Source organism: Psychrobacillus sp. FSL K6-2365, assembly GCF_038003165.1.
GTDB lineage: Bacteria > Bacillota > Bacilli > Bacillales_A > Planococcaceae > Psychrobacillus > Psychrobacillus psychrodurans.
This window is the reverse complement of the sequence record NZ_JBBOOO010000001.1, coordinates 2,320,470-2,338,802: the sequence shown is the minus strand read 5'-3', so window position 1 is coordinate 2,338,802 and position 18,333 is coordinate 2,320,470. Positions and strand designations below refer to the sequence as shown.

The following is an 18,333-nucleotide window of genomic DNA, read 5'->3' as shown; positions in this document are numbered from 1 at the left end:
AACGTTTGTTTTTATCTTTACTCTAATTTACTGCTATGTTGGAACCCTCTAAATAAAATAGATTGTGAACTATTGTTTTTAAACTCCTATGAGTGCTTCCCCGTCTGTGGTGCACCGTGGTTGGAGTCAGACTAACGGAAGGGCTCTATAGCACCAGTTCATCGACCTTCTTCTCCCAGTAGTAGAATCAGTATAGACGGTTTTTCACCATTTGGATTCTCTGGGGTGAAGCGCTGATTTAGTGCGTCGTGGATGGCTAACGGGTACTTTACTTTAAGAAGAAAAAATTCGAAGTAGATTGGATAAATTTACCGATAATAAGCTTAAGAGGTGAACCCCAGATGAAATTAAGAGAGCATAAAAGCTTTGTTCGTTTTTGGACTGCATCCACAACTTCAAACTTTGGCACCTATATTACGACTATTGCTCTACAAGTATTGGTAGTGGTTAATATGGGGGGTAGTGCTGTTGATGTAGGATGGGTATCAGCATCTAGATGGCTTCCATATGTATTATTGGGATTAATAGCTGGGGTTTTTGTTGATCGTTTTCACCTAAAGACTGTATTGGTAGTAACAGATATGGGGCGCGGCATAATATTTGCTTTTATTTGCTTATTAGCTGTCACAGGAGTACTTAGTATTGGTTGGCTAATGATCCTGTTGTTGCTCTTTGGAGCCATGTCACTTTTTAATGATGCTGCCCACCAGTCCTTTGTGCCACAATTAGTCCCTCGCCCTTTATTAACACGTGCATATGCACGGCTAGAACAAAGCTCAGCTGTTGCGGAAACGAGCGGTCCAGCCATTGGAGGGGGGCTTGTCTTATGGATTGGTGCACCTTTTGCCCTTCTTATAGATGCCGTCTCGTATCTGTTTTCAGGTGTTTTAATGGCGAATGTTAAACACCAACCCTCAGATAAAGTAAAGCCTGGTCCACTTGGTCGGCAAATCAAGGAAGGCTTGCAATGGGTTTATCAACACCAATACCTCCGTACACTCGCGTTAAACACGCATGTTTGGTTTCTCTTCCACAGCATGACGATGACGGTCCTAGTATCCTTCTTTTTAATCGAGCTTGGATTCGATGCTTCGCTACTTGGGTTTGCCTTCACAGCTGCAGGTGTCGGTGCGATCGCTGGAACTTCTCTATCTTCTCGAGCCGGTGAGCGCTTTGGTGTCGGCCGTGCAATGGCTTTTTCTCGTATTCTCTATGCTCCGTCAGTAATTCTGATTGCTTTAGCTCCATCAGCTATCAACTCTGAACCGCAGAACATAGCTATCATTTTTGCGGTAGTAGGGCAGCTCCTGTACGGCTTTTCCATGGGAATCGAAGGTCCTCTCGAAATGGGTTATCGTCAGTTTGTCACGCCTTCCCATCTGCAAGGTCGTATGAATGCGACGCTACGATCTATTAACCGTAGTGCGGTCGTTATCGGCGCCCCGCTAGGAGGTGCCATAGCCGACGGGCAAGGATTCTCGACGGCTTTATGGATATCGATAGCTGGTCTAGCTTTATGTGGACTATGGTTCAGTCTTTCATCGATGAGAAAAGCTCAAATAAAAGAAGTAGAAGAAATCTAAACCTCATTAAAATAATAAGACTCTGACGACCTAGCTAATAAAGTATTATTTAAATTTAGAATCTAGCATAGAAACTAGTAGTGTATTAACGGTGTTCAGTTAAAAAGAATAAATAAAAGTCGATTCCTTAATACTGGAATCGGCTTTTTAAAGGTTGTTAATCACAACACCTTTTCTGCTATTTTTTGATTTAGAAATCCATATCTATATAAACCTAGCAAAAGAGGAAACATGATAATAAAGGTAAAAACAGCAAGAAATATAATTCCTTCTGTTCCTAGTTCAGCATCTTGAAACCCATAATAAAGTATAGATACTACTACATCTATTACAGTAACTATGAATATAATTTTCCAAAAAGATTGAGAATAGAATTGTTTCTTATATACATAACCATAAAATCCTAATGTGTTAATAATGGCAATAATCGTACTCACTATTCTTAATACAGTTTCTCCCCGACCATATTCATTCTCCAAAAACATTGACACTATCAACAAAACTAACATTATCCAAAAATAGATTTTCCAAAGCATCCTTATACCTCCAATTTCCTATATATCATATTGGCAGGTATTACTATAATAATCTACATACAATATTTTCCAAAGTACTGATTGATGTACGTTGGCAACCTCGTTAGAAATAAGACGCATTGTATTGCAATTACCGACTGCAACATCCGTTGAAAAATTAGCTATATTGATACATGCGGTCTTTGATAAACTGTTTTCGGTGAGTAAAAAACATACGATTAATAATTGTTATCCAACTGCATTAAAAATTTGGAACAAAATTAATAACAGTGAATTTCCAAATGAAATAAAACGACAATAATTAAAAGGAATATTATTAAGCTAAAGACTTAATTCAAGAAGAAGTAAAATATTTTTCTTTATTGAACTAAGGCGGGAGGTTATTTCATAAAGAGTTATATAATAGCTTTTGAAAGAAAGGAAACACAGATGAAAAAGAAAATTAAATTTTTAGGAATTGGATTTCTATCAATGGCTCTTTTATTCGCAGGAACGTTTAAAGTTACAAAATTAAGGACATTTCAAATATTTGGAGGATTAACATACCAAATTGAAACAGAAAACAAGGTTATTGCTTTAACATTCGATGACGGTCCGACAAAAAACGTGGATCAAATTCTGCCTTTATTACAAAAATACGAGGCAAAAGCTACTTTTTTCCTTATCGGAAATGATATTGAAAAACACCCTGAAGAAGCAAAAAAGTTGGTAGAAGCAGGGCATCAAATTGGAAATCATACCTATTCACACAATAGAATGGTTTTAAAATTGCCTTCATTTATTAAAGAGGAGATAGAAAAAACTGATGAGTTGATCAGAAAGTCTGGATATAAGAGCGAAATTGACTTTCGACCTCCCTATGGAAAAAAACTTGTGGGATTACCTTATTATTTAAATAAGCACAACAGAGAAACTATTATGTGGTCTTTAGAACCTGATAAATATTACACAATTGCTGAAGAAAAAGTAAATTATGTAGTAGAAAACATTAAACCCGGCTCGATAATCTTGCTACATCCAATGTACGATCAAACGGGTGGAGAAATCCAAGTGATTGAAGATATTTTACGACAACTTACGAACGATGGGTATAAATTTGTGACTGTGGATGAACTTCAGGAATTCTGAAGGAATAAAATTAATCCAACTTTAGCATTCGTTTGGAGAGATACAGTTGGTTAGTCAAGTTTGCTTGTCCCATAGTTAAGTTTCGCTTCATCTTTATTGAATTAAAAGTTGATAGAAAGCCAACAGAGATAAATCATTTGTTAGATAAGTTTGTGAGACAGTTCACTTAAACTAACGAAGCAATTTAGGTTAAGATGAGATACTGGAAATATTGAAAAAAATGGAACTATTTAAGTTTTTATACGTAAAAGCAATAAAAAGCAATGCATGTTGAGAGGAGTGAATCGCGTTGAAAAAGAGGGGTCTATTATTTATAAACATTGCGTTCATTTTTTTATTGACAGCGTGTTCGGAAGAAGTTATTCAATACGAAGCAAAAGCAACTGATTTTGAAGAAAGCGGTTTTAAAAATAAGTATTCACAGATTATTTCAATTCATGATGAAGAACTACTGATTTTTACTACTTATGACCATACCGAAAAGAAAACCAGTATAGATAAAATTTTTGAATTAGAGGATTCTACTGAAAAACCTCTTCAAAAAATCTATAAGAATGTAAAAATTAAAACAAAAAAGATAGATATTATATTACAGCGGAAGATGGTTTGTCATTAGAGTTTAGAAAAATTGGAGAACGAATTATAGTTGATGAAGAGGGTGTGGAGTATTACACTTCAAAATACCCTGAATAAGGATAATTCTTATTAAACTAACACGGGTTGCTGAGGCAGCCCTTTTTTCTTATTGAAATAACAGCGCAGATTGGTTGAAGAAGAAAACTCTAAGTTTTACTAATAAATAAAGGGGAGGTGTAGATGATATGGCATTTGGAAATGTAGTATATCCAGCATTTATTAAGCAAGAAGAAGGTTTCGGCATTCATTTCCCAACATTGCTCCCAAAGTACGGGTGGGAGACTCCGCTAAGCTCTGGTCCCACGAAAAAAGAGGCAATTCAAAATGCAAAGAAGGCCTTAGCTTATTTGTTAGCTGGTGCTCTATATGATAATGAAGATTTACCAAGTCAAGCACACATTCCTGCTAATCTTGTGACAGAAGAGATGGAACTTATTTTTATTAAAACATCATATAGTGATTATGTAAAGGAAATTGAAGAGCATTTACACTTCCGCCATTGGCATATCTATTTTAACAGAGATGAGAAAAGTGATTTTCAAGCTGTTGCGTATAAGAATAGGCAAGGACTTTGGGATGTAAAGGTAGATGGTGATTTACCTATCGAAATGGCACAGGAGAAGTTGATACAACTTTGTCCTACATATCCTGTGATTTGTACTGTACGACGTCGAGATGAGGCGGAAGAAGCGTTCGACAGTTTAGTACTCAGAGTAAAAAGATAAAAAAGCAATTGTAGATTATATTGGGGGAAGCTAATCTTGGAATATGGCAAATTAGTTATTTATATAATTATAAAAAAATTCTGTTTATTCGTTAAAGGAGATAAATCACTATGAAAATTGATACCAATATAATATTAGAAGGAGATACAGTCACTCTTTTTCCTCTTGAGTTGAAATATAAGGAACAAGTATATGAAGCTATAAAAAACCCTGATATATGGAAATATACTTGGAGAGAAGTTAAAACATTTGATGATATAGAACAAATATTATTGATAGCTGTACAAAACAAAGATGATGGAAAGCAATTACCTTTTATAATAAAGGATAAATTATCAGGTGAAATAATAGGGACAACTCGTATTGGTGACATAGATACAGCCAATCGTAATGTTGAAATAGGATGGACTTGGCTTACTCCATCAGCTTGGAGAACGAAAGTAAACACAGAATGTAAATTTTTAATGCTTCAATATTGTTTTGAGGAACTGAAGGTACTACGTGTTCAATTTTCAATTAGTGGACAAAATATCCGCTCTCAAAGAGCAGTTGAACGAATAGGGGCAGTAAAAGAAGGAACATTTCGTAAACATAGGATTAAGGCAGATGGGACTATTCACGACAATATATTTTACAGTATCGTGGATACCGAATGGATTGATGTAAAGGGAAAATTAATTAAATTATTGGAGAAGAAATACTGATTTCATTCACATCCAATAGACTGATTTCTGTTTTAATAAATAATTTTTTATTCAACTAACGCGGTAGCAGGTGTTTGTTTAATAAAAATCACAAAAGGAATGAGCAGTTACTGTAAAAAACTGAGATGATACACATTAGTATAATTACACGACAAAAATAAAATTATATTGGAGGTTAATAATGTTATTTATGATATTTGGGGTTATTGCAATAGTAGCAACATTTATAAATCTTTATTTGTATAGAGCAGGAAAGGATTATAAGCTTGCTATGGCGATAGGATTATCATTTACAGCATTAACACTCTGTGCAGAATACAGTCTTGTATCGGTCTGGGTAGAAGTGGAAGATTGGACAGCTTTAATGGATGTAGTACCTGGTATGGAAAGGGCATTATGGTTTTTGACAATTGTTTCTATCTTACTAAATATAGCACCTATACTTTTAGAACGAAAAGGGAAGAAATAATGATTTATTGTCACAAAATTTATATAATATGCAATTATTGTGTAAGTCTTTATATATTTAACGAGAGCTTTACTTCAAGAAGGGGTAAAGCTTTTTTTCTTGAATTAACGAGGCAGTTTTGTTCTATAAGCTGTGAAAAAAACCGTGTAAATTAGGAGGGGAAAATGATATCTATAATAAAAAAAATTGTTAGTTATTATATATTTAAGATTGGACTGAAATCAAAACAAAATTCGGCGGGATGGACAACCTTTGCACAATTAAGAATCGTACCCGAGTATACAAATATAGACATAGAGAAAAAACAAGTCACAGGGGTTGTGAAATATAACAGTGAAGTATATTTAACTGTAATTGTGGATGTTCAAAACAATAAAACAAAGACCAAAGGAAGTTTAAGAAGGATCGCTAAAATAACAAAACCTTTTAAAAAAGGTAACTACATTGAAATAATTGAATCTGAAGCAAAATATTTAATTGAACATGGAATAACAAATCCAAAATAATATTGATTCTTGGTTCGTTTCTTCTTTAGATTCTTTAGCAGGCTGATAATAATCCGGTTCAGGTTCTGCATAAGTTAATCTTGCTTGCATTAGAAACATCAGTAATATAGAAATGGCGATAATAATTTTTTTATTTTCCCCACCACCTTTTCATGTTTATTTTGTTCAGTAATGATTAACTTATCTCAACCAAATATTTCTTGTAAAATGGAGAAAACATACGAGTGCCTTATTTCAGTTGAAGTAATGCCTTTTTCGTATTCAAGTAATGAAGTAGCATAAAGTGACTATTTATTCCCTTTTAACTCAAACTACCCTTAGTTGAAATTAAAAGGAGTTTTTTTATGAAGAGATTTCTTATACTTTGTATTCTTATTTTCTTTTTATATAAAGGACTTGCTTACGAAAATAATGCAATTCATACCAATGCACAGTTTGTAGAGGTTCAACCGATTAAAAATGAGTTATATAATGAATTAACGGTACGCTTCATCAGTCCGTACGTTCATGAAGCCGTCAATAGCCACTATCAAGCAGCAGATTCTTTAACACAAAATTTAAATACTGCACCTTCATTAATGCGTATTATGGAAGTAGAAAGGGTCGGTGAAGCTGTCAATTTTGAATTTATGATAACTGTTGAAGCAACAAGTTTTGTAGGGGAAAATGTGCCTGTTGCAGATGGACTATTGACCTTTAATTTAAAAGGTCCAGTATCAGGGGCAGGTGAAAACAGTGTATTTTTTGGGGGATATAAACAACTAAAAACATATGCACTGCCACAAGAGTGGAAACATATCATCAAGAAACCTTTAGAATAGTGTGTATCTATGAATTATGATTTTTAGACATTGAAGTATGACTTCGAACACAGCTTCAAAATTTTTCTCAGTTAAAAAAGTGTTAAGCTTGCGAGAAAATATGAAGAGTACAATACGTATTTTAATTCAACCTTTAACATAGCCCAAAATTAAAAGAAGAATAACAAGAGTCGTCCTAACAAATCTTTATTTTACTATTATCAAGTCCCTTTCGTTTACTTTTTATCTTTTAATCGATAGCATTTGAATAGTGAAGTATTCAATGAGCATTTGTGGAAGGGAAGATATATAGATGAAATTAAGTGTACTAGACCAAGCGCCAGTCACAACTGGCAATACAGCAGCGGAAGCATTAAAAAAAGCAGAAGAACTGGCTATTTTAGCAGATGAACTAGGCTATCACCGTATGTGGATGGCCGAGCATCATGGAACCGATGCGTTTGCAAGTTCGGCACCGGAAGTAATTGCAGCTCACTTAGCTGCAAAAACCAAAAATTTACGTATCGGTACAGGTGGCGTAATGATGATGCACTATTCACCACTAAAGCTAGCCGAAGTATTTAAAACACTGAGTGCACTTTCTCCAGGTCGTATCGACTTCGGTGTTGGACGTGCTCCAGGTGGAGATAATCATGCGATGTACGCCCTTTCGGAAGGACGTCCTCCAATGGTCAATAATATGTATGAAAAACTAGCGATTGCTCTGCAACTGATTAATGACGAAGTTCCAGAAGAAAGCCTATATAACAGAACGCTTGCGACACCTTCTAAAATCGTGTTACCAGAAGCTTGGTTACTTGGTTCTACTGGTAATAGTGCTGTACAAGCTGGCAGAATGGGTCTCGGATATTCCTTTGCGCAATTTTTCCAAGGTGGTATGACACCAGCTATATTAGATACGTACCGCAAAAACTTTACGCCATCTGCTTTAATGGAGAAGCCAGAGATTAATGTTACCTATCTTGTCACTGCTGCAGAAACAAATGAAGAAGCTGAGTTTCAAGCATTACCGCAGGATATCTCTCGTTTGTCTCTTATGAAAGGGCAAATTCGTCCATTGATGACACCAGAGGAAGCGCAGGAATACCCATTGACGGAAATGGATCGAATGATGATACAAGAAAATCGTAAAATTCATCTGGTCGGTTCTGCTAAAGAAGTGGCTCAGACTTTACAGGAAGAGCAAGATATTTATGGCTTCGATGAAGTAATGATTTGTAGTATTCCGCATTCACAAGAAAAACGTTTGAATGTCTATCGTTTACTCGCAAAAGAATTGATGTAACTAGCAATTGGGCGCACTTGTCATGGGTGCGTCTTTTTTGTAGCCATTTATCCCCTCTTGAAATGAGAACGAATGTTCTGTATTATAAGTGTAAAAGAAAGAACGTGATAACATGGCTAAATTTGAAGATGATTGGAACCAATTAGATTTATCTCGATTACAGGATCGTGGGTCAAAGAAATGGGTAGCAATGATGTTGCCTGAGCATGTGAAATTGCTTCGTGAGTACAGTGAGGAGATAAAAAAAGAGCCTTGCCCAAGCTTAAACGAGTTTGATTATGAAGCTATTCAGGATCAAATCGCACTTGCAATGCAAAGAAATGTTGAAATTAAAATAAAACGGTGGAAAGAGGGAGAGTTTATCTATAACCGCGGTACGATACAATGGATTGATTTGAGGAAAAGAACAATCGAACTAGAGGATCCTTTCCGCTCATTTGAGCTATATATTGATGAAATCGTAGACGTCACCATATTGGAATAGCAATTACCTAAAACATCATCCTTTCAATGTGGATGATGTTTTTATGTATGAAGTAAAAAGAAGGAGTTTGTCAGGAAGATGTGGAAGATTATTCAAGGAGAATTGATTAGGTAAAAAATTAGAAGGAGAATATGAATGAAAAAGTACACTGTCTTATTCGATCTCATATTCTATATGGTGCTACCGTTTGCAATCTGGACATATGGAAGAGAAAGTCTAGGTGATTACTGGGCGATGCTTTTATCGACAGCACCTGGTTTTATTTATACGATCATAAATTTTGTTAGAGATCGTCAGTATAATATAACGGGCATTTTTATATTACTAAGTCTACTTGTTGGAACAGTTGTTGATATACTGTCAGGAACTGCAGAGCGGATGCTATGGAATCAAGTATTCGTGGGAGTTTCATTTAGCAGCGTATTCTTAGTATCAATGCTTATTAAAAAGCCGCTTCCCTTATACTTTATGATGGATATGGCATATTTACAAGGATATCCGCGAGAAAGTAGTAGAGTGATTTATTTCAAAAAAGAGATATTACGGTGGTTCCAAGTACTTACATTAATTTTTGTACTGAGAGGTATTACTCTAGCATTAATAAAATCCTGGTTGCTAAACAAACATGGAGTAGACGCATATGGCTCCATGCTTATATATTTAAGGGTTACTAGCTGGGTATTCGGTGGTGTAATGATCATAGGGTATATTTTTATTGGAAACGAAATAAAAAAAGTAGTTAGTAAGCTGACAATTCCAAAGAAAGAGATAGAGTTAGTGACAGAATCTAAATAAAAGGGTGAATAATAATGATAAAAGCAGTACTGTTTGATTTGGATGGTACGCTACTGAATAGAGATGAGTCGTTAAAGGTTTTCATCGATAAGCAATATGAGAGATTGTTTGATTTTATAGGTCATATACCAAAAGATACGTATACAGCAAGGTTTATACAACTAGATAGTAGAGGGTACGTTTGGAAGGATAAAGTATATCGGCAATTAGTAGAGGAGTTTAGATTAACTAAAGTTACTTGGGAAGAGCTGCTTGAAGATTATGTGAATGAGTTTAAGTTTTGTTGTGTTCCTTTTGATAATCTTTTGTTAATGCTAGAGGAATTAAAGAAAAGAAAGTTGCTAATTGGGATGATAACGAATGGATATGGCCGGTTTCAAATGGATAATATAAAGGCTTTAGGAATAGAAGATTATTTTCAAGTCATTTTGGTTTCAGAATGGGAAGATATTAAAAAGCCAGATCCCCATATATTTTTACGGGCTGTGGAGAAGCTTGGCGTGCTGCCAAACGAATGCGTTTTTATCGGTGATCATCCAGAAAATGATGTGCAAGGTGGTAAAAATGTAGGAATGATAGGTATCTGGAAGAAAGATATTCACTGGCCAGACGCTCAGGCTGACTACGTAGTAAATGATTTAATGGAAATTCCAGCTTTAGTAGATGGTGCTATGGAAGAGGGAAATATGAATAGGAAATAATTTAAAATATATCACTAACGTCGCACTAGTTTGGAATAGGTATTAACAAGCTTAAAATATTCACTATTTTAATCGTCCAATCTAGTGACTCGCTGAAGGAGGGGGGAAAAGACGCATCAAAATGTGAATGCAATGCTATTCGGAAGTGTAAAATTGGTGGTTGTTGCATGTTTTTTTATACAGTTATATGTTTATTTTGCAAAAAAGAATTTAAGCTTTATGATAATGAACCACAGTACCAAAAATATAAACGTAATATGCAGGGGAAATTTTCTTGTCCTACATGTAAAGAACGAATTGAAAGCGATGCTAGAAAAATGAGGCTTTAACCATACGGCTATGAGTATATTTATGTATGAAACTCTTGAAGAAAAAGAGACTTTATTTGAGTGGAGATTGAGGATTAATGAAAATGCTCATTTTGGGAGCGACTGGTTATTTAGGTTCAATGATATTTGGATTAGCTTTAAAATTACAAGATACATTCGTACAAGGAATTTCACGTTATGCAAATGAAAATAGAAATATTGTTCAAGTAGATGTAACAGATAAAATATCCTTAGAAAAAGTTATCAAACATTTAGAACCTGAAGTTGTTATATGGTCTCTTATGAATGGAGAAAAAGAGGATGTACTAATTGATAAGTTATTAAGAAGGAAACAAAACTAATTTTCCTATCAACGGATGCCCTTTTCGTAGATGGTGCTGGTAATTACATGGAGTCTGACCAAATAGGTTTGCTTCCAAAGGATACACCTTTACATACATATGTGAATGCAAAAAGAAATGCTGAAAACATCATAAAAACTAAACATTTAAATCACGTAATCCTTCGAACTGGTCCTTTGTATGGAGAGGATTACAATCGAAATATAGAGCAGAGAACCGAAAGGATGCTCAAACTACTCAAAAATGGTGAACAACCTAAAGCAGCTTCAAACCTGTATAAGACTTTTGTTCACGTTGAAGATCTATCAAAAGCAATACTTGAAATCTCAAGAAATGAATTTACAGGAATATTACATATGGGACCTCTGCAGAAAGAGAGCTATTACTCCTTTTATGTGAAGTGGTTGTTGCAGCTTGGATTCGATAATCATACTATACGGGCGTATTTAATTGAAGAAGGTGATAATTCATATTTACCTCTTGATACCTCATTAAATACACAAAAGGCAAACTATATACTAGAAACTAAATTTCGTAATGTTTAGCTGGTCAAATATAGGTAGAAAGTTCACTGATTAATTATAGGGAGCATTGCAATGAGCATAAATAGAACGTGGAGTTATCCTATATAATACCGAGTAAAATATTATCTCCAAATTGCTCGATAGGGGGAATTGTAAATGTGTAATTCTAACATAAATTTTACGAATAGAATGCTAAGTATATTGAGGGATGCAGAAAATGAAGCACATTTTCAAAAATTAGAAGTATTACAGCCTATACATCTCCTAATAGCCTGTTTGAATGAGAAGACAGGAGTTCTAGGAGAGATATCTCTGAAAATTGACTTAGATAGGACTACATTGAAAGCTAAGATGAAGGATACTTCGTATCAGCATTCGACAAAGAGTGTTTTTTTCAACATCAGGGTTACAAAAGAAGTAATTAATGTTATGGAAATTGCTATTAATTATATGAAAAGATATAACCAAGTTTATGTAAATGAAGGTCATTTGCTTAAAGCCTTATTAACAACTAATGTAGTTGACAGTTTTTTATCAGATGAAAATAGAAAAATAATTTTATCCCTCGGTACTACTTCACGAGATATGATAACGCATCTTGGAAATTATATAGTCCCAGAAATTAACACGCATCTCATCCGTAAAGTAAATAAAAATGAATTTACCGAACTTGTTCATTTTATTGAAAAAAATTTTTCTAATGAATGGTCTAAGACTATAAGAGAGGCATTCTTATTAAGTAAACCACCGATATACATTGCTTTAGATAATAATGGAGATATTGTTGGGTTTGCTGCTTATGATATTTATAAGAATAAGAAATGTTATTTTGGTCCTATGGGGGTAGCATTATCCAACAGAGTTAACGGGATAGGATATTCTTTACTACATCACTGTTTAAAAGACATGAGTGATATTGGTTATGAGTATGCAATTATTGGTGATGCAGGGCCAATAGAGTTTTATGAAAAAGCATGTAATGCCGTTGTAATACCTTCAGTATAGTTTAAGGGACTTCTTTGAGTAAATTAGACAAAGTAAGAGCAGATTAGTTAGTCGTTGGAACAAGCAAAAGAAGGGAGAGGACGCTTTTGATAATATGGTTTCGACACTTACCTCAAATAAGTATGGATTTGAAAGACTGGACCCCTTTCATAGAGAATAATTGGTTTAGAAAGCACTATATGAAGTTTGTTTATTTATTTCAGGTCACCATTTTTCTAATGTCACGCTTCTTTGATGTATGGTTCATTCCTATTGATACATTCGTTCTTATCTTAATATTTATCGTTGTCTTCATCATTCATGAATTCCTTCACATTCTTGTGATAAACAAAAAAGGCGATATTAGCTTAACATTTCGCGGAACATTTTTTTGGCTACATACAAATGCAGTCTTATCCAAAATTAGATTTTGGATCTTTATGAGTCTACCCCTCATTGCATTATCCGTAGTGCCTGCCATTGTTTCATTGTATGTATCAGGAAATGTTAAATCAGTATTATTATTTATAAGTTGGATTAACTTATGGATTTCTGCCTCTGATATCATAAATTCATTTTTAATTGTAATTAAACCAAAGAACTCAGTATTTTGCAGAGGTTATTACCAGGTGGAAAAAAACTAATAGCATTTCTACTTGAAAGTTATACCATATGAGAGATTATGTTATTCAATTACATATGAACCCTCTAGCGGTTTGGGCTGGTAAATATATATCATTGAAAGAATTATGGGAGAAAGTAAATGGCACAAAAACGTTCGTTTATACACCTAGTTCTATTCTAATTGTTTTAAAAAATAAATCTTTAAAAATATATCATTTTTGGGGAGAGGTTATATGATACAAATTCAAGGTCTAACCCAACAATTTTCAAATGGAAGGGGAATATTTGATGTAACCTTCGAGGTGGAAAAAGGAGAGGTGTTCGGATTTCTAGGACCGAATGGTGCAGGAAAATCCACAACGATTCGTCATTTAATGGGCTACATGAAGCCACAAAAAGGAACTGCTACAATCCATGGGTTTAACACTTGGGAACAACAAGAGAAGGCAAGAGAAAAAGTAGGATATTTACCGGGAGAAATTTCTTTTTTGGATGGAATGAACGGATTAGAATTTATTAATCTAATGGCAGGTATGCAAGGATTAAAAGATAAGAAAAGGAGGAATGAATTAATTGAACGGCTTCAATTTGAACCTAAAACACCATTTCGTAAAATGTCAAAAGGGATGAAACAGAAAGTAGGTATTGTTGTTACATTCATGCACAATCCTGAAATATATATATTAGATGAACCAACGTCAGGATTAGATCCTTTAATGCAAAAAGTCTTTATCGATCTTGTTTTAGAAGAAAAAGCAAAAGGGAAAACATTTATTATGTCTTCTCACAGTTTTGCAGAAATAGAGAGAACCTGTGATAGAGCTGCCATTATTAAGGATGGAAGGATTGTGACTGTTAAAAACATCAATGACCTGCAATATATGCAACGAAAAATCTATGAAATTACTCTTGAGAATAAAAATGATGTAGAAAAAATTAAAGAATCTAATTTAATCATTGAAAACACTAATGACAATGTTGTTAGCATTGTGGTCCAAGGTGATTACAATGAGTTAATAGAGGAATTATCTAAATTTAACGTTATAAATATAAGTATTATTAGTCAAAGCTTAGAAGATATTTTTATGAACTACTATGATACGAAGGTGGTTGTAAAATGAATATTTCTTTATTCAATCAAATGATAAAACTAAATATGAAGAACTTTCTTAGTTTTGGGTTTGGTTCGGCCCTCTATGTAGTTCTAATGACATCTTTATATCCGATGTTTGCAGAAAATGCCGAGGCAATTAACGAATTAATAAAAATAATCCCTGAAACACTGAAAAACGCACTTGGCTTTGATTCTCTTACTAGTTATGGTGGATTTATTTCTGCTGAATATTTCGGTCTGTTTTTCCCTATTATTTTAGGTGTTTTTAGTGTAATGACAGCAACTCAATTGTTAGCACATTTAGTTGATAAGGGATCTATGGCTTATTTACTTTCTACAAAGGTTTCTCGTACTCAAATAGCTTTTACTCAAGCTTTAGTCTTGATTAGCGGATTACTTTTTATAGTATTATTAACATTTTTAGGTGGTATCGTTGCTGGAGAAATGTTAATTGATGATCAAACCTCGCTTGAATTTAATACATTTTTCCAGATATGCTTGGTTGGATTTTTATTGTTTTTTGTTGTTGGTGGGTACTCTTTTCTAGTTTCATCTTTATGCAATGACGAAAAAAAGTCGCTTGGTATAGCTGCTGCTTTAACTTTTATTTTCTATGGATTAGATATGGCAGGAAAAATCAGCTCGGATTTTGAATGGCTAAGGAACATAACACCGTTCTCATTATACAATCCTAGTGGAATTGCGAGTGGTGATTCTCAGATATTCATTCCTTCTCTTATTCTCTTAGGAATTGGATTTTTTAATTATTCAGCGGCTGTTGTCGTTTTTAAACTTCGTAATTTACCACTATAAATACACCTAAATAATAAAATGTTAGAATTTACGAAACATTTTAGTCAATGAACACGTAGAATCGATATAGGAGATGATTATATGGAACGAACTGTCGAGAAATATTCTAGAGAAGGAATAACAATTGAATATTCATTGGTCGGTAAAGGGGAACCTATTTTAATTTTCCACGGTGGACACTCAAATTGTAATGAAGAATTTGGATACAAATCATTGTTAGACAATGGTTACTCTATAATTACACCTTCAAGAGCAGGGTATGGAAGTACATCTAAAGAGGCAGGTGAAAGTTTAACAAAGGCTTGTGGACATTATGTTAATTTACTGAAACACCTAAAAATAGATCAAGTCCATGTTATAGCAATTTCAGCAGGCGGTCCAACTGGAATACGTTTTGCGTCTTTGTATCCAGAAAAAGTAAAAAGTCTTGTCTTAGAGTGTGCAGTTTCAAAGGAATGGTTGACAAACAAAGACATAGAGTATAAAGCAGCTCATATTATTTTTCGGCCTTCTATTGAAGGGGTTACATGGAAGATGCTTAGTAAACTTAGCCACCTATTTCCAAATACTCTTTTTAAGATGATGGCTCCACAGTTTAGTTCTCTTAACAAAAAAGAGCTCCAACTAAAATCTGACGTTAGTGATGTAGTAGAATTTACAAAAATGAATGCACGTCAACGTTCTGGTCATGGTTTCCTTATTGATCTAAAGCAATCTAAAGAAATAAAGGGCCAAGATTTAAAGTCTATCAGTAGTCCAACTCTTATCATTCATAGTGAAAATGACGGTTTTATTTCTCTTGAACATCCACAGAATGCTCACGAAAAAATAGCCAAATCAGAGTTATATGTAGTGGATACATGGGGACATTTAATTTGGATTGGAAAATCAGCAAAAAAAATTAACCAAAAACTGATTTCCTTTCTCAAATCGGTTTGAAACTCGACCTTTCTCACCCAGCCGTAAAGATGTATGGACGGTTTTCACCAATTTTGATGAAGCTCTGTTTTTGCGCGTCATGGATTAAAGCACCGAACCAATAGATGGACTCATCTTCCGACAAATCAAAGTTAGTAATGAAATGGCCACCATATAAACGAACGAATACTTCACTGGCAAGTCCCCATTTTAACGTAACTACCGCTATGCTAACTAGCAAAGTCTTTCAGCAAATCTGTGATAGTCCAACCTTAATGGTGTTAACCATATGTGTGATGCCCGAGACACCTTTTTCACGGGTTACTTTGACAAATTTGGTTTCGGGCAGCTTAATGAAAGCCCAGACTGCAAGAGCATTTAGCATGACACCTGCAAATATAATCGCCGTCTGTACAGACCAAAAAGCTGCAATCGCCCCACTGGCCAAATATGCTCAACGTCTGTTATTCAGCTAATGCGGGAAGTTAGTATTTTAAGGTGCCTTGGCAATGACAAAAATTTACTAGGAGGACGAAAAATGTTTTAGTACATAATACAATTTGTCGTTGGTTTCTTTACTTTAATAGTATCAACATTTATAGCTTGGTATGAAGGAAGTACAATAGTCAACAACTCTTTTGAATGGGAGTATTCAACACCATTTTCCAAATTACTTAACATTGAGATTACAAATGGTCGTGATATTAGTCAACTCGATTATTTTGTTTATGCAGCTAAATTTCATCCGCTATTTCCCACTATTATGATAGTTAGTACATTCTATATTTTGAGTGTAGTTGGTTATCTTTTAATACAGAATAAGTCTAAATGGACAATTGGATTTTGGGAATTAATAAGTTGTATGATGATATTACTTAGTGGGATAATTTTTAATTCACCTACAACTGGTGGAAAGATTTTATTCTGGGTTGCTTTAGTAAGTGGACTTATTTGCATAGCTGTTGCTATCTTAGTGGGCTTAAGAAATTTCAAGAAAAAGGTGACGGTTGATTTATAACAATGTGATGACAGTGCGAAATAGGGTTAAAAAGGAGTAAGCATCATATTTAGTGTGTTATAGCTGGGGTAAAGCCTTTTTCTTGTTGATTAACCTATCAGTGAAGTTGGAGATGATATAATTAAATAAATCTGATTTATTTTAAGGAGAAGTATAGTGTTGGATGCAAAATGTATTAAATTCTATGAATTCGGTAGCCCTAGAGATGTATTAAAAGTTGAATATAAAAGTATTGAATCACCAATAGAATACGAAGTGCTTGTTCGAATGTTAACACGTCCTATAAATCCTTCTGATTTAATACCAATTAGGGGGGCCTATTCACATCGGATAACTTTACCTAATATTCCGGGTTATGAAGGGGTTGGTATTGTAGAAGAGGTAGGTCCATTAGTTTCTCGACACCTTATTGGTAAAAGAGTTTTACCCTTGAGAGGGGAAGGTACATGGCAGGAATTTGTTAAAACATCATCAGAATTTGCAGTTCCAATACCAGATTCTATTGATAATTTTACGGCATCACAGATGTATATAAATCCAATTACAGCATGGGTAGTTTGTACGGAAGTTTTGAAATTAAAACCATATGATGTTTTACTGGTTAACGCATGTGGTTCTTCTATTGGGCATATTTTTGCTCAATTATCAAAGCTTTTAGGTTTTCGATTGATAGCAATTACTAGAAATAATAAGCATACAGAAAAATTAATTAATCTAGGTGCTTCTTTTGTAATTGATACATCTAAAAGTCCACTTTATGAAACGGTTATGGAATTGACAAGTGGGATTGGTGCTGATGCTGCTATTGATTCTATTGGAGGTTCATCTGGAAACGACTTGGCATTTTGTGTGCACCCTAATGGCAATTTTTTAACTATCGGTCTTTTATCAGGAATACAAGTAAATTGGTCAGATATTGTAAATAAGGCTAAGGTTAATGCTAGTATCTTTCATTTGCGGAAATGGAATAAAAATGTCTCGGCAGATAAATGGCAAAATACATTTAACCATTTGATAACTCTAATTGATAATAAAAGATTAAGCTTGATGATGGTAGATTCCCAATACGACTTATCGAACGTAAAAAAAGCTGTTGAAGAACTTGAAACATTAAAAGAGACCAAAGGGAAAGTATTTTTAACAAGTTACTGAGTTAACTCTTGTTCAACTATCGCGGCAATTAGTTGAATAAGCGAAATGGATCTATTGTAATTTAAAATGGAACATTAATTATTCTCAAACATATTAATGTAAAATAGCAAGAATACATAAACAGACAGTGGGGGGCATGGTTA

At 34.2% G+C, this 18,333-nt stretch carries 26 protein-coding genes; 24 read left to right on the top strand and 2 right to left on the bottom strand.

All coding sequences use genetic code 11. The features are described from left to right. The first annotated feature begins 341 nt into the window (after positions 1–341). Positions 342–1,583 (top strand): MFS transporter, encoded by a 1,242-nt coding sequence (locus MKY29_RS11370; protein WP_340879830.1) that lies wholly within the window; start codon positions 342–344, stop codon positions 1,581–1,583. A gap of 161 nt (positions 1,584–1,744) precedes the next feature. Here the strand turns inward: MKY29_RS11370 and MKY29_RS11365 are convergent, their stop codons facing one another. Further along, the gene (locus tag MKY29_RS11365; RefSeq protein ID WP_340879829.1) at positions 1,745–2,119 is read right to left on the bottom strand and encodes a hypothetical protein; all 375 of its coding nucleotides are present in this window, start codon (positions 2,117–2,119) and stop codon (positions 1,745–1,747) included. 91 nt (positions 2,120–2,210) lie between these two features. Here MKY29_RS11365 and MKY29_RS11360 point away from each other — a divergent pair, with 91 nt between their 5' ends. The 20 genes from MKY29_RS11360 to MKY29_RS11265 all read left to right on the top strand — a co-directional run bounded on the left by MKY29_RS11360 (position 2,211) and on the right by MKY29_RS11265 (position 16,041). Then, positions 2,211–2,420 carry a hypothetical protein gene (locus MKY29_RS11360; protein ID WP_340879828.1) on the top strand — a complete coding sequence of 70 codons (210 nt, stop codon included), beginning with the start codon at positions 2,211–2,213 and terminating at the stop codon, positions 2,418–2,420. A gap of 128 nt (positions 2,421–2,548) precedes the next feature. Beyond that, on the top strand, positions 2,549–3,247 hold the full coding sequence (locus MKY29_RS11355; RefSeq protein ID WP_340879827.1) for a polysaccharide deacetylase family protein: 699 nt from the start codon (positions 2,549–2,551) through the stop codon (positions 3,245–3,247). A 289-nt stretch (positions 3,248–3,536) separates the two neighbouring features. After that, positions 3,537–3,863, top strand: coding sequence for a hypothetical protein (locus MKY29_RS11350; RefSeq protein WP_340879826.1), 327 nt, complete (start codon positions 3,537–3,539; stop codon positions 3,861–3,863). 205 nt (positions 3,864–4,068) lie between these two features. Next, complete coding sequence (locus MKY29_RS11345; RefSeq protein WP_340879825.1) at positions 4,069–4,608, top strand: type II toxin-antitoxin system HicB family antitoxin; 540 nt, start codon at positions 4,069–4,071, stop codon at positions 4,606–4,608. A gap of 110 nt (positions 4,609–4,718) precedes the next feature. Continuing rightward, positions 4,719–5,312 (top strand): GNAT family N-acetyltransferase, encoded by a 594-nt coding sequence (locus tag MKY29_RS11340; protein WP_340879824.1) that lies wholly within the window; start codon positions 4,719–4,721, stop codon positions 5,310–5,312. Positions 5,313–5,493: 181 nt separating this feature from the next. Continuing rightward, positions 5,494–5,781: a hypothetical protein gene (locus tag MKY29_RS11335; RefSeq protein WP_093496325.1), complete on the top strand. Its 288-nt coding sequence runs from the start codon at positions 5,494–5,496 to the stop codon at positions 5,779–5,781. Between the two features lie 164 nt (positions 5,782–5,945). Beyond that, on the top strand, positions 5,946–6,287 hold the full coding sequence (locus tag MKY29_RS11330; RefSeq protein WP_340879823.1) for a hypothetical protein: 342 nt from the start codon (positions 5,946–5,948) through the stop codon (positions 6,285–6,287). A 344-nt stretch (positions 6,288–6,631) separates the two neighbouring features. Beyond that, positions 6,632–7,108, top strand: a complete 477-nt coding sequence (locus MKY29_RS11325; RefSeq protein ID WP_340879822.1) for a DUF3888 domain-containing protein — start codon at positions 6,632–6,634, stop codon at positions 7,106–7,108. Positions 7,109–7,400: 292 nt separating this feature from the next. After that, on the top strand, positions 7,401–8,393 hold the full coding sequence (locus tag MKY29_RS11320) for an LLM class flavin-dependent oxidoreductase (protein WP_093496327.1): 993 nt from the start codon (positions 7,401–7,403) through the stop codon (positions 8,391–8,393). Between the two features lie 112 nt (positions 8,394–8,505). After that, on the top strand, positions 8,506–8,877 hold the full coding sequence (locus MKY29_RS11315; RefSeq protein ID WP_093496328.1) for a YolD-like family protein: 372 nt from the start codon (positions 8,506–8,508) through the stop codon (positions 8,875–8,877). 135 nt (positions 8,878–9,012) lie between these two features. Further along, positions 9,013–9,672, top strand: a complete 660-nt coding sequence (locus MKY29_RS11310; protein ID WP_093496329.1) for a VC0807 family protein — start codon at positions 9,013–9,015, stop codon at positions 9,670–9,672. Positions 9,673–9,686: 14 nt separating this feature from the next. After that, positions 9,687–10,373, top strand: a complete 687-nt coding sequence (locus tag MKY29_RS11305; protein WP_340879820.1) for an HAD family hydrolase — start codon at positions 9,687–9,689, stop codon at positions 10,371–10,373. Positions 10,374–10,779: 406 nt separating this feature from the next. Then, positions 10,780–11,043: an NAD-dependent epimerase/dehydratase family protein gene (locus MKY29_RS11300; protein WP_340879819.1), complete on the top strand. Its 264-nt coding sequence runs from the start codon at positions 10,780–10,782 to the stop codon at positions 11,041–11,043. Continuing rightward, the gene (locus MKY29_RS11295; RefSeq protein ID WP_340880860.1) at positions 11,022–11,588 is read left to right on the top strand and encodes a sugar nucleotide-binding protein; all 567 of its coding nucleotides are present in this window, start codon (positions 11,022–11,024) and stop codon (positions 11,586–11,588) included. Before MKY29_RS11300 ends, MKY29_RS11295 begins: the two co-directional genes overlap by 22 nt. Before the next feature lie 135 nt (positions 11,589–11,723). Continuing rightward, on the top strand, positions 11,724–12,572 hold the full coding sequence (locus tag MKY29_RS11290; protein ID WP_340879818.1) for a GNAT family N-acetyltransferase: 849 nt from the start codon (positions 11,724–11,726) through the stop codon (positions 12,570–12,572). 122 nt (positions 12,573–12,694) lie between these two features. Beyond that, on the top strand, positions 12,695–13,195 hold the full coding sequence (locus MKY29_RS11285) for a DUF3267 domain-containing protein (protein ID WP_340880858.1): 501 nt from the start codon (positions 12,695–12,697) through the stop codon (positions 13,193–13,195). A 28-nt stretch (positions 13,196–13,223) separates the two neighbouring features. Then, positions 13,224–13,412 carry a hypothetical protein gene (locus MKY29_RS11280; protein ID WP_340879817.1) on the top strand — a complete coding sequence of 63 codons (189 nt, stop codon included), beginning with the start codon at positions 13,224–13,226 and terminating at the stop codon, positions 13,410–13,412. Next, positions 13,409–14,296, top strand: coding sequence for an ABC transporter ATP-binding protein (locus tag MKY29_RS11275; RefSeq protein ID WP_340879816.1), 888 nt, complete (start codon positions 13,409–13,411; stop codon positions 14,294–14,296). Before MKY29_RS11280 ends, MKY29_RS11275 begins: the two co-directional genes overlap by 4 nt. After that, positions 14,293–15,102, top strand: a complete 810-nt coding sequence (locus MKY29_RS11270) for an ABC transporter permease subunit (protein WP_241599775.1) — start codon at positions 14,293–14,295, stop codon at positions 15,100–15,102. The genes MKY29_RS11275 and MKY29_RS11270 overlap by 4 nt, the downstream gene beginning before the upstream one ends. Positions 15,103–15,183: 81 nt before the next feature. Next, positions 15,184–16,041: an alpha/beta fold hydrolase gene (locus tag MKY29_RS11265; RefSeq protein ID WP_340879815.1), complete on the top strand. Its 858-nt coding sequence runs from the start codon at positions 15,184–15,186 to the stop codon at positions 16,039–16,041. A 13-nt stretch (positions 16,042–16,054) separates the two neighbouring features. On the opposite strand, the gene MKY29_RS11260 is transcribed toward MKY29_RS11265, so the two are convergent. After that, positions 16,055–16,261, bottom strand: a complete 207-nt coding sequence (locus MKY29_RS11260; RefSeq protein ID WP_340879814.1) for a hypothetical protein — start codon at positions 16,259–16,261, stop codon at positions 16,055–16,057. Between the two features lie 112 nt (positions 16,262–16,373). Between MKY29_RS11260 and MKY29_RS11255 the strand changes: the two genes are divergently transcribed. The 3 genes from MKY29_RS11255 to MKY29_RS11245 all read left to right on the top strand — a co-directional run bounded on the left by MKY29_RS11255 (position 16,374) and on the right by MKY29_RS11245 (position 18,190). Then, positions 16,374–16,496 (top strand): hypothetical protein, encoded by a 123-nt coding sequence (locus tag MKY29_RS11255; protein WP_340879813.1) that lies wholly within the window; start codon positions 16,374–16,376, stop codon positions 16,494–16,496. A 74-nt stretch (positions 16,497–16,570) separates the two neighbouring features. Further along, positions 16,571–17,038, top strand: coding sequence for a YjdJ family protein (locus MKY29_RS11250; RefSeq protein WP_340880857.1), 468 nt, complete (start codon positions 16,571–16,573; stop codon positions 17,036–17,038). 159 nt (positions 17,039–17,197) lie between these two features. Beyond that, a complete protein-coding gene (locus MKY29_RS11245; protein WP_340880855.1) occupies positions 17,198–18,190 on the top strand; it encodes a zinc-dependent alcohol dehydrogenase family protein in 993 nt (330 codons plus the stop codon). Positions 18,191–18,333 lie beyond the last annotated feature (143 nt).

Excerpts from the sequence above, each read along its gene's own strand:
- MKY29_RS11330 (WP_340879823.1), top strand. The coding sequence starts at position 5,946 with ATGATATCTATAATAAAAAAAATTGTTAGTTATTATATATTTAAGATT.
- MKY29_RS11335 (WP_093496325.1), top strand. The coding sequence starts at position 5,494 with ATGTTATTTATGATATTTGGGGTTATTGCAATAGTAGCAACATTTATA.
- MKY29_RS11325 (WP_340879822.1), top strand. The coding sequence starts at position 6,632 with ATGAAGAGATTTCTTATACTTTGTATTCTTATTTTCTTTTTATATAAA.
- MKY29_RS11315 (WP_093496328.1), top strand. The coding sequence starts at position 8,506 with ATGGCTAAATTTGAAGATGATTGGAACCAATTAGATTTATCTCGATTA.
- MKY29_RS11285 (WP_340880858.1), top strand. The coding sequence starts at position 12,695 with ATGGATTTGAAAGACTGGACCCCTTTCATAGAGAATAATTGGTTTAGA.
- MKY29_RS11290 (WP_340879818.1), top strand. The coding sequence starts at position 11,724 with ATGTGTAATTCTAACATAAATTTTACGAATAGAATGCTAAGTATATTG.
- MKY29_RS11300 (WP_340879819.1), top strand. The coding sequence starts at position 10,780 with ATGAAAATGCTCATTTTGGGAGCGACTGGTTATTTAGGTTCAATGATA.
- MKY29_RS11305 (WP_340879820.1), top strand. The coding sequence starts at position 9,687 with ATGATAAAAGCAGTACTGTTTGATTTGGATGGTACGCTACTGAATAGA.
- MKY29_RS11345 (WP_340879825.1), top strand. The coding sequence starts at position 4,069 with ATGGCATTTGGAAATGTAGTATATCCAGCATTTATTAAGCAAGAAGAA.
- MKY29_RS11355 (WP_340879827.1), top strand. The coding sequence starts at position 2,549 with ATGAAAAAGAAAATTAAATTTTTAGGAATTGGATTTCTATCAATGGCT.
- MKY29_RS11365 (WP_340879829.1), bottom strand. The coding sequence starts at position 2,119 with ATGCTTTGGAAAATCTATTTTTGGATAATGTTAGTTTTGTTGATAGTG.
- MKY29_RS11275 (WP_340879816.1), top strand. The coding sequence starts at position 13,409 with ATGATACAAATTCAAGGTCTAACCCAACAATTTTCAAATGGAAGGGGA.
- MKY29_RS11265 (WP_340879815.1), top strand. The coding sequence starts at position 15,184 with ATGGAACGAACTGTCGAGAAATATTCTAGAGAAGGAATAACAATTGAA.
- MKY29_RS11340 (WP_340879824.1), top strand. The coding sequence starts at position 4,719 with ATGAAAATTGATACCAATATAATATTAGAAGGAGATACAGTCACTCTT.
- MKY29_RS11255 (WP_340879813.1), top strand. The coding sequence starts at position 16,374 with ATGAAAGCCCAGACTGCAAGAGCATTTAGCATGACACCTGCAAATATA.
- MKY29_RS11320 (WP_093496327.1), top strand. The coding sequence starts at position 7,401 with ATGAAATTAAGTGTACTAGACCAAGCGCCAGTCACAACTGGCAATACA.
- MKY29_RS11270 (WP_241599775.1), top strand. The coding sequence starts at position 14,293 with ATGAATATTTCTTTATTCAATCAAATGATAAAACTAAATATGAAGAAC.
- MKY29_RS11310 (WP_093496329.1), top strand. The coding sequence starts at position 9,013 with ATGAAAAAGTACACTGTCTTATTCGATCTCATATTCTATATGGTGCTA.
- MKY29_RS11280 (WP_340879817.1), top strand. The coding sequence starts at position 13,224 with ATGAGAGATTATGTTATTCAATTACATATGAACCCTCTAGCGGTTTGG.
- MKY29_RS11370 (WP_340879830.1), top strand. The coding sequence starts at position 342 with ATGAAATTAAGAGAGCATAAAAGCTTTGTTCGTTTTTGGACTGCATCC.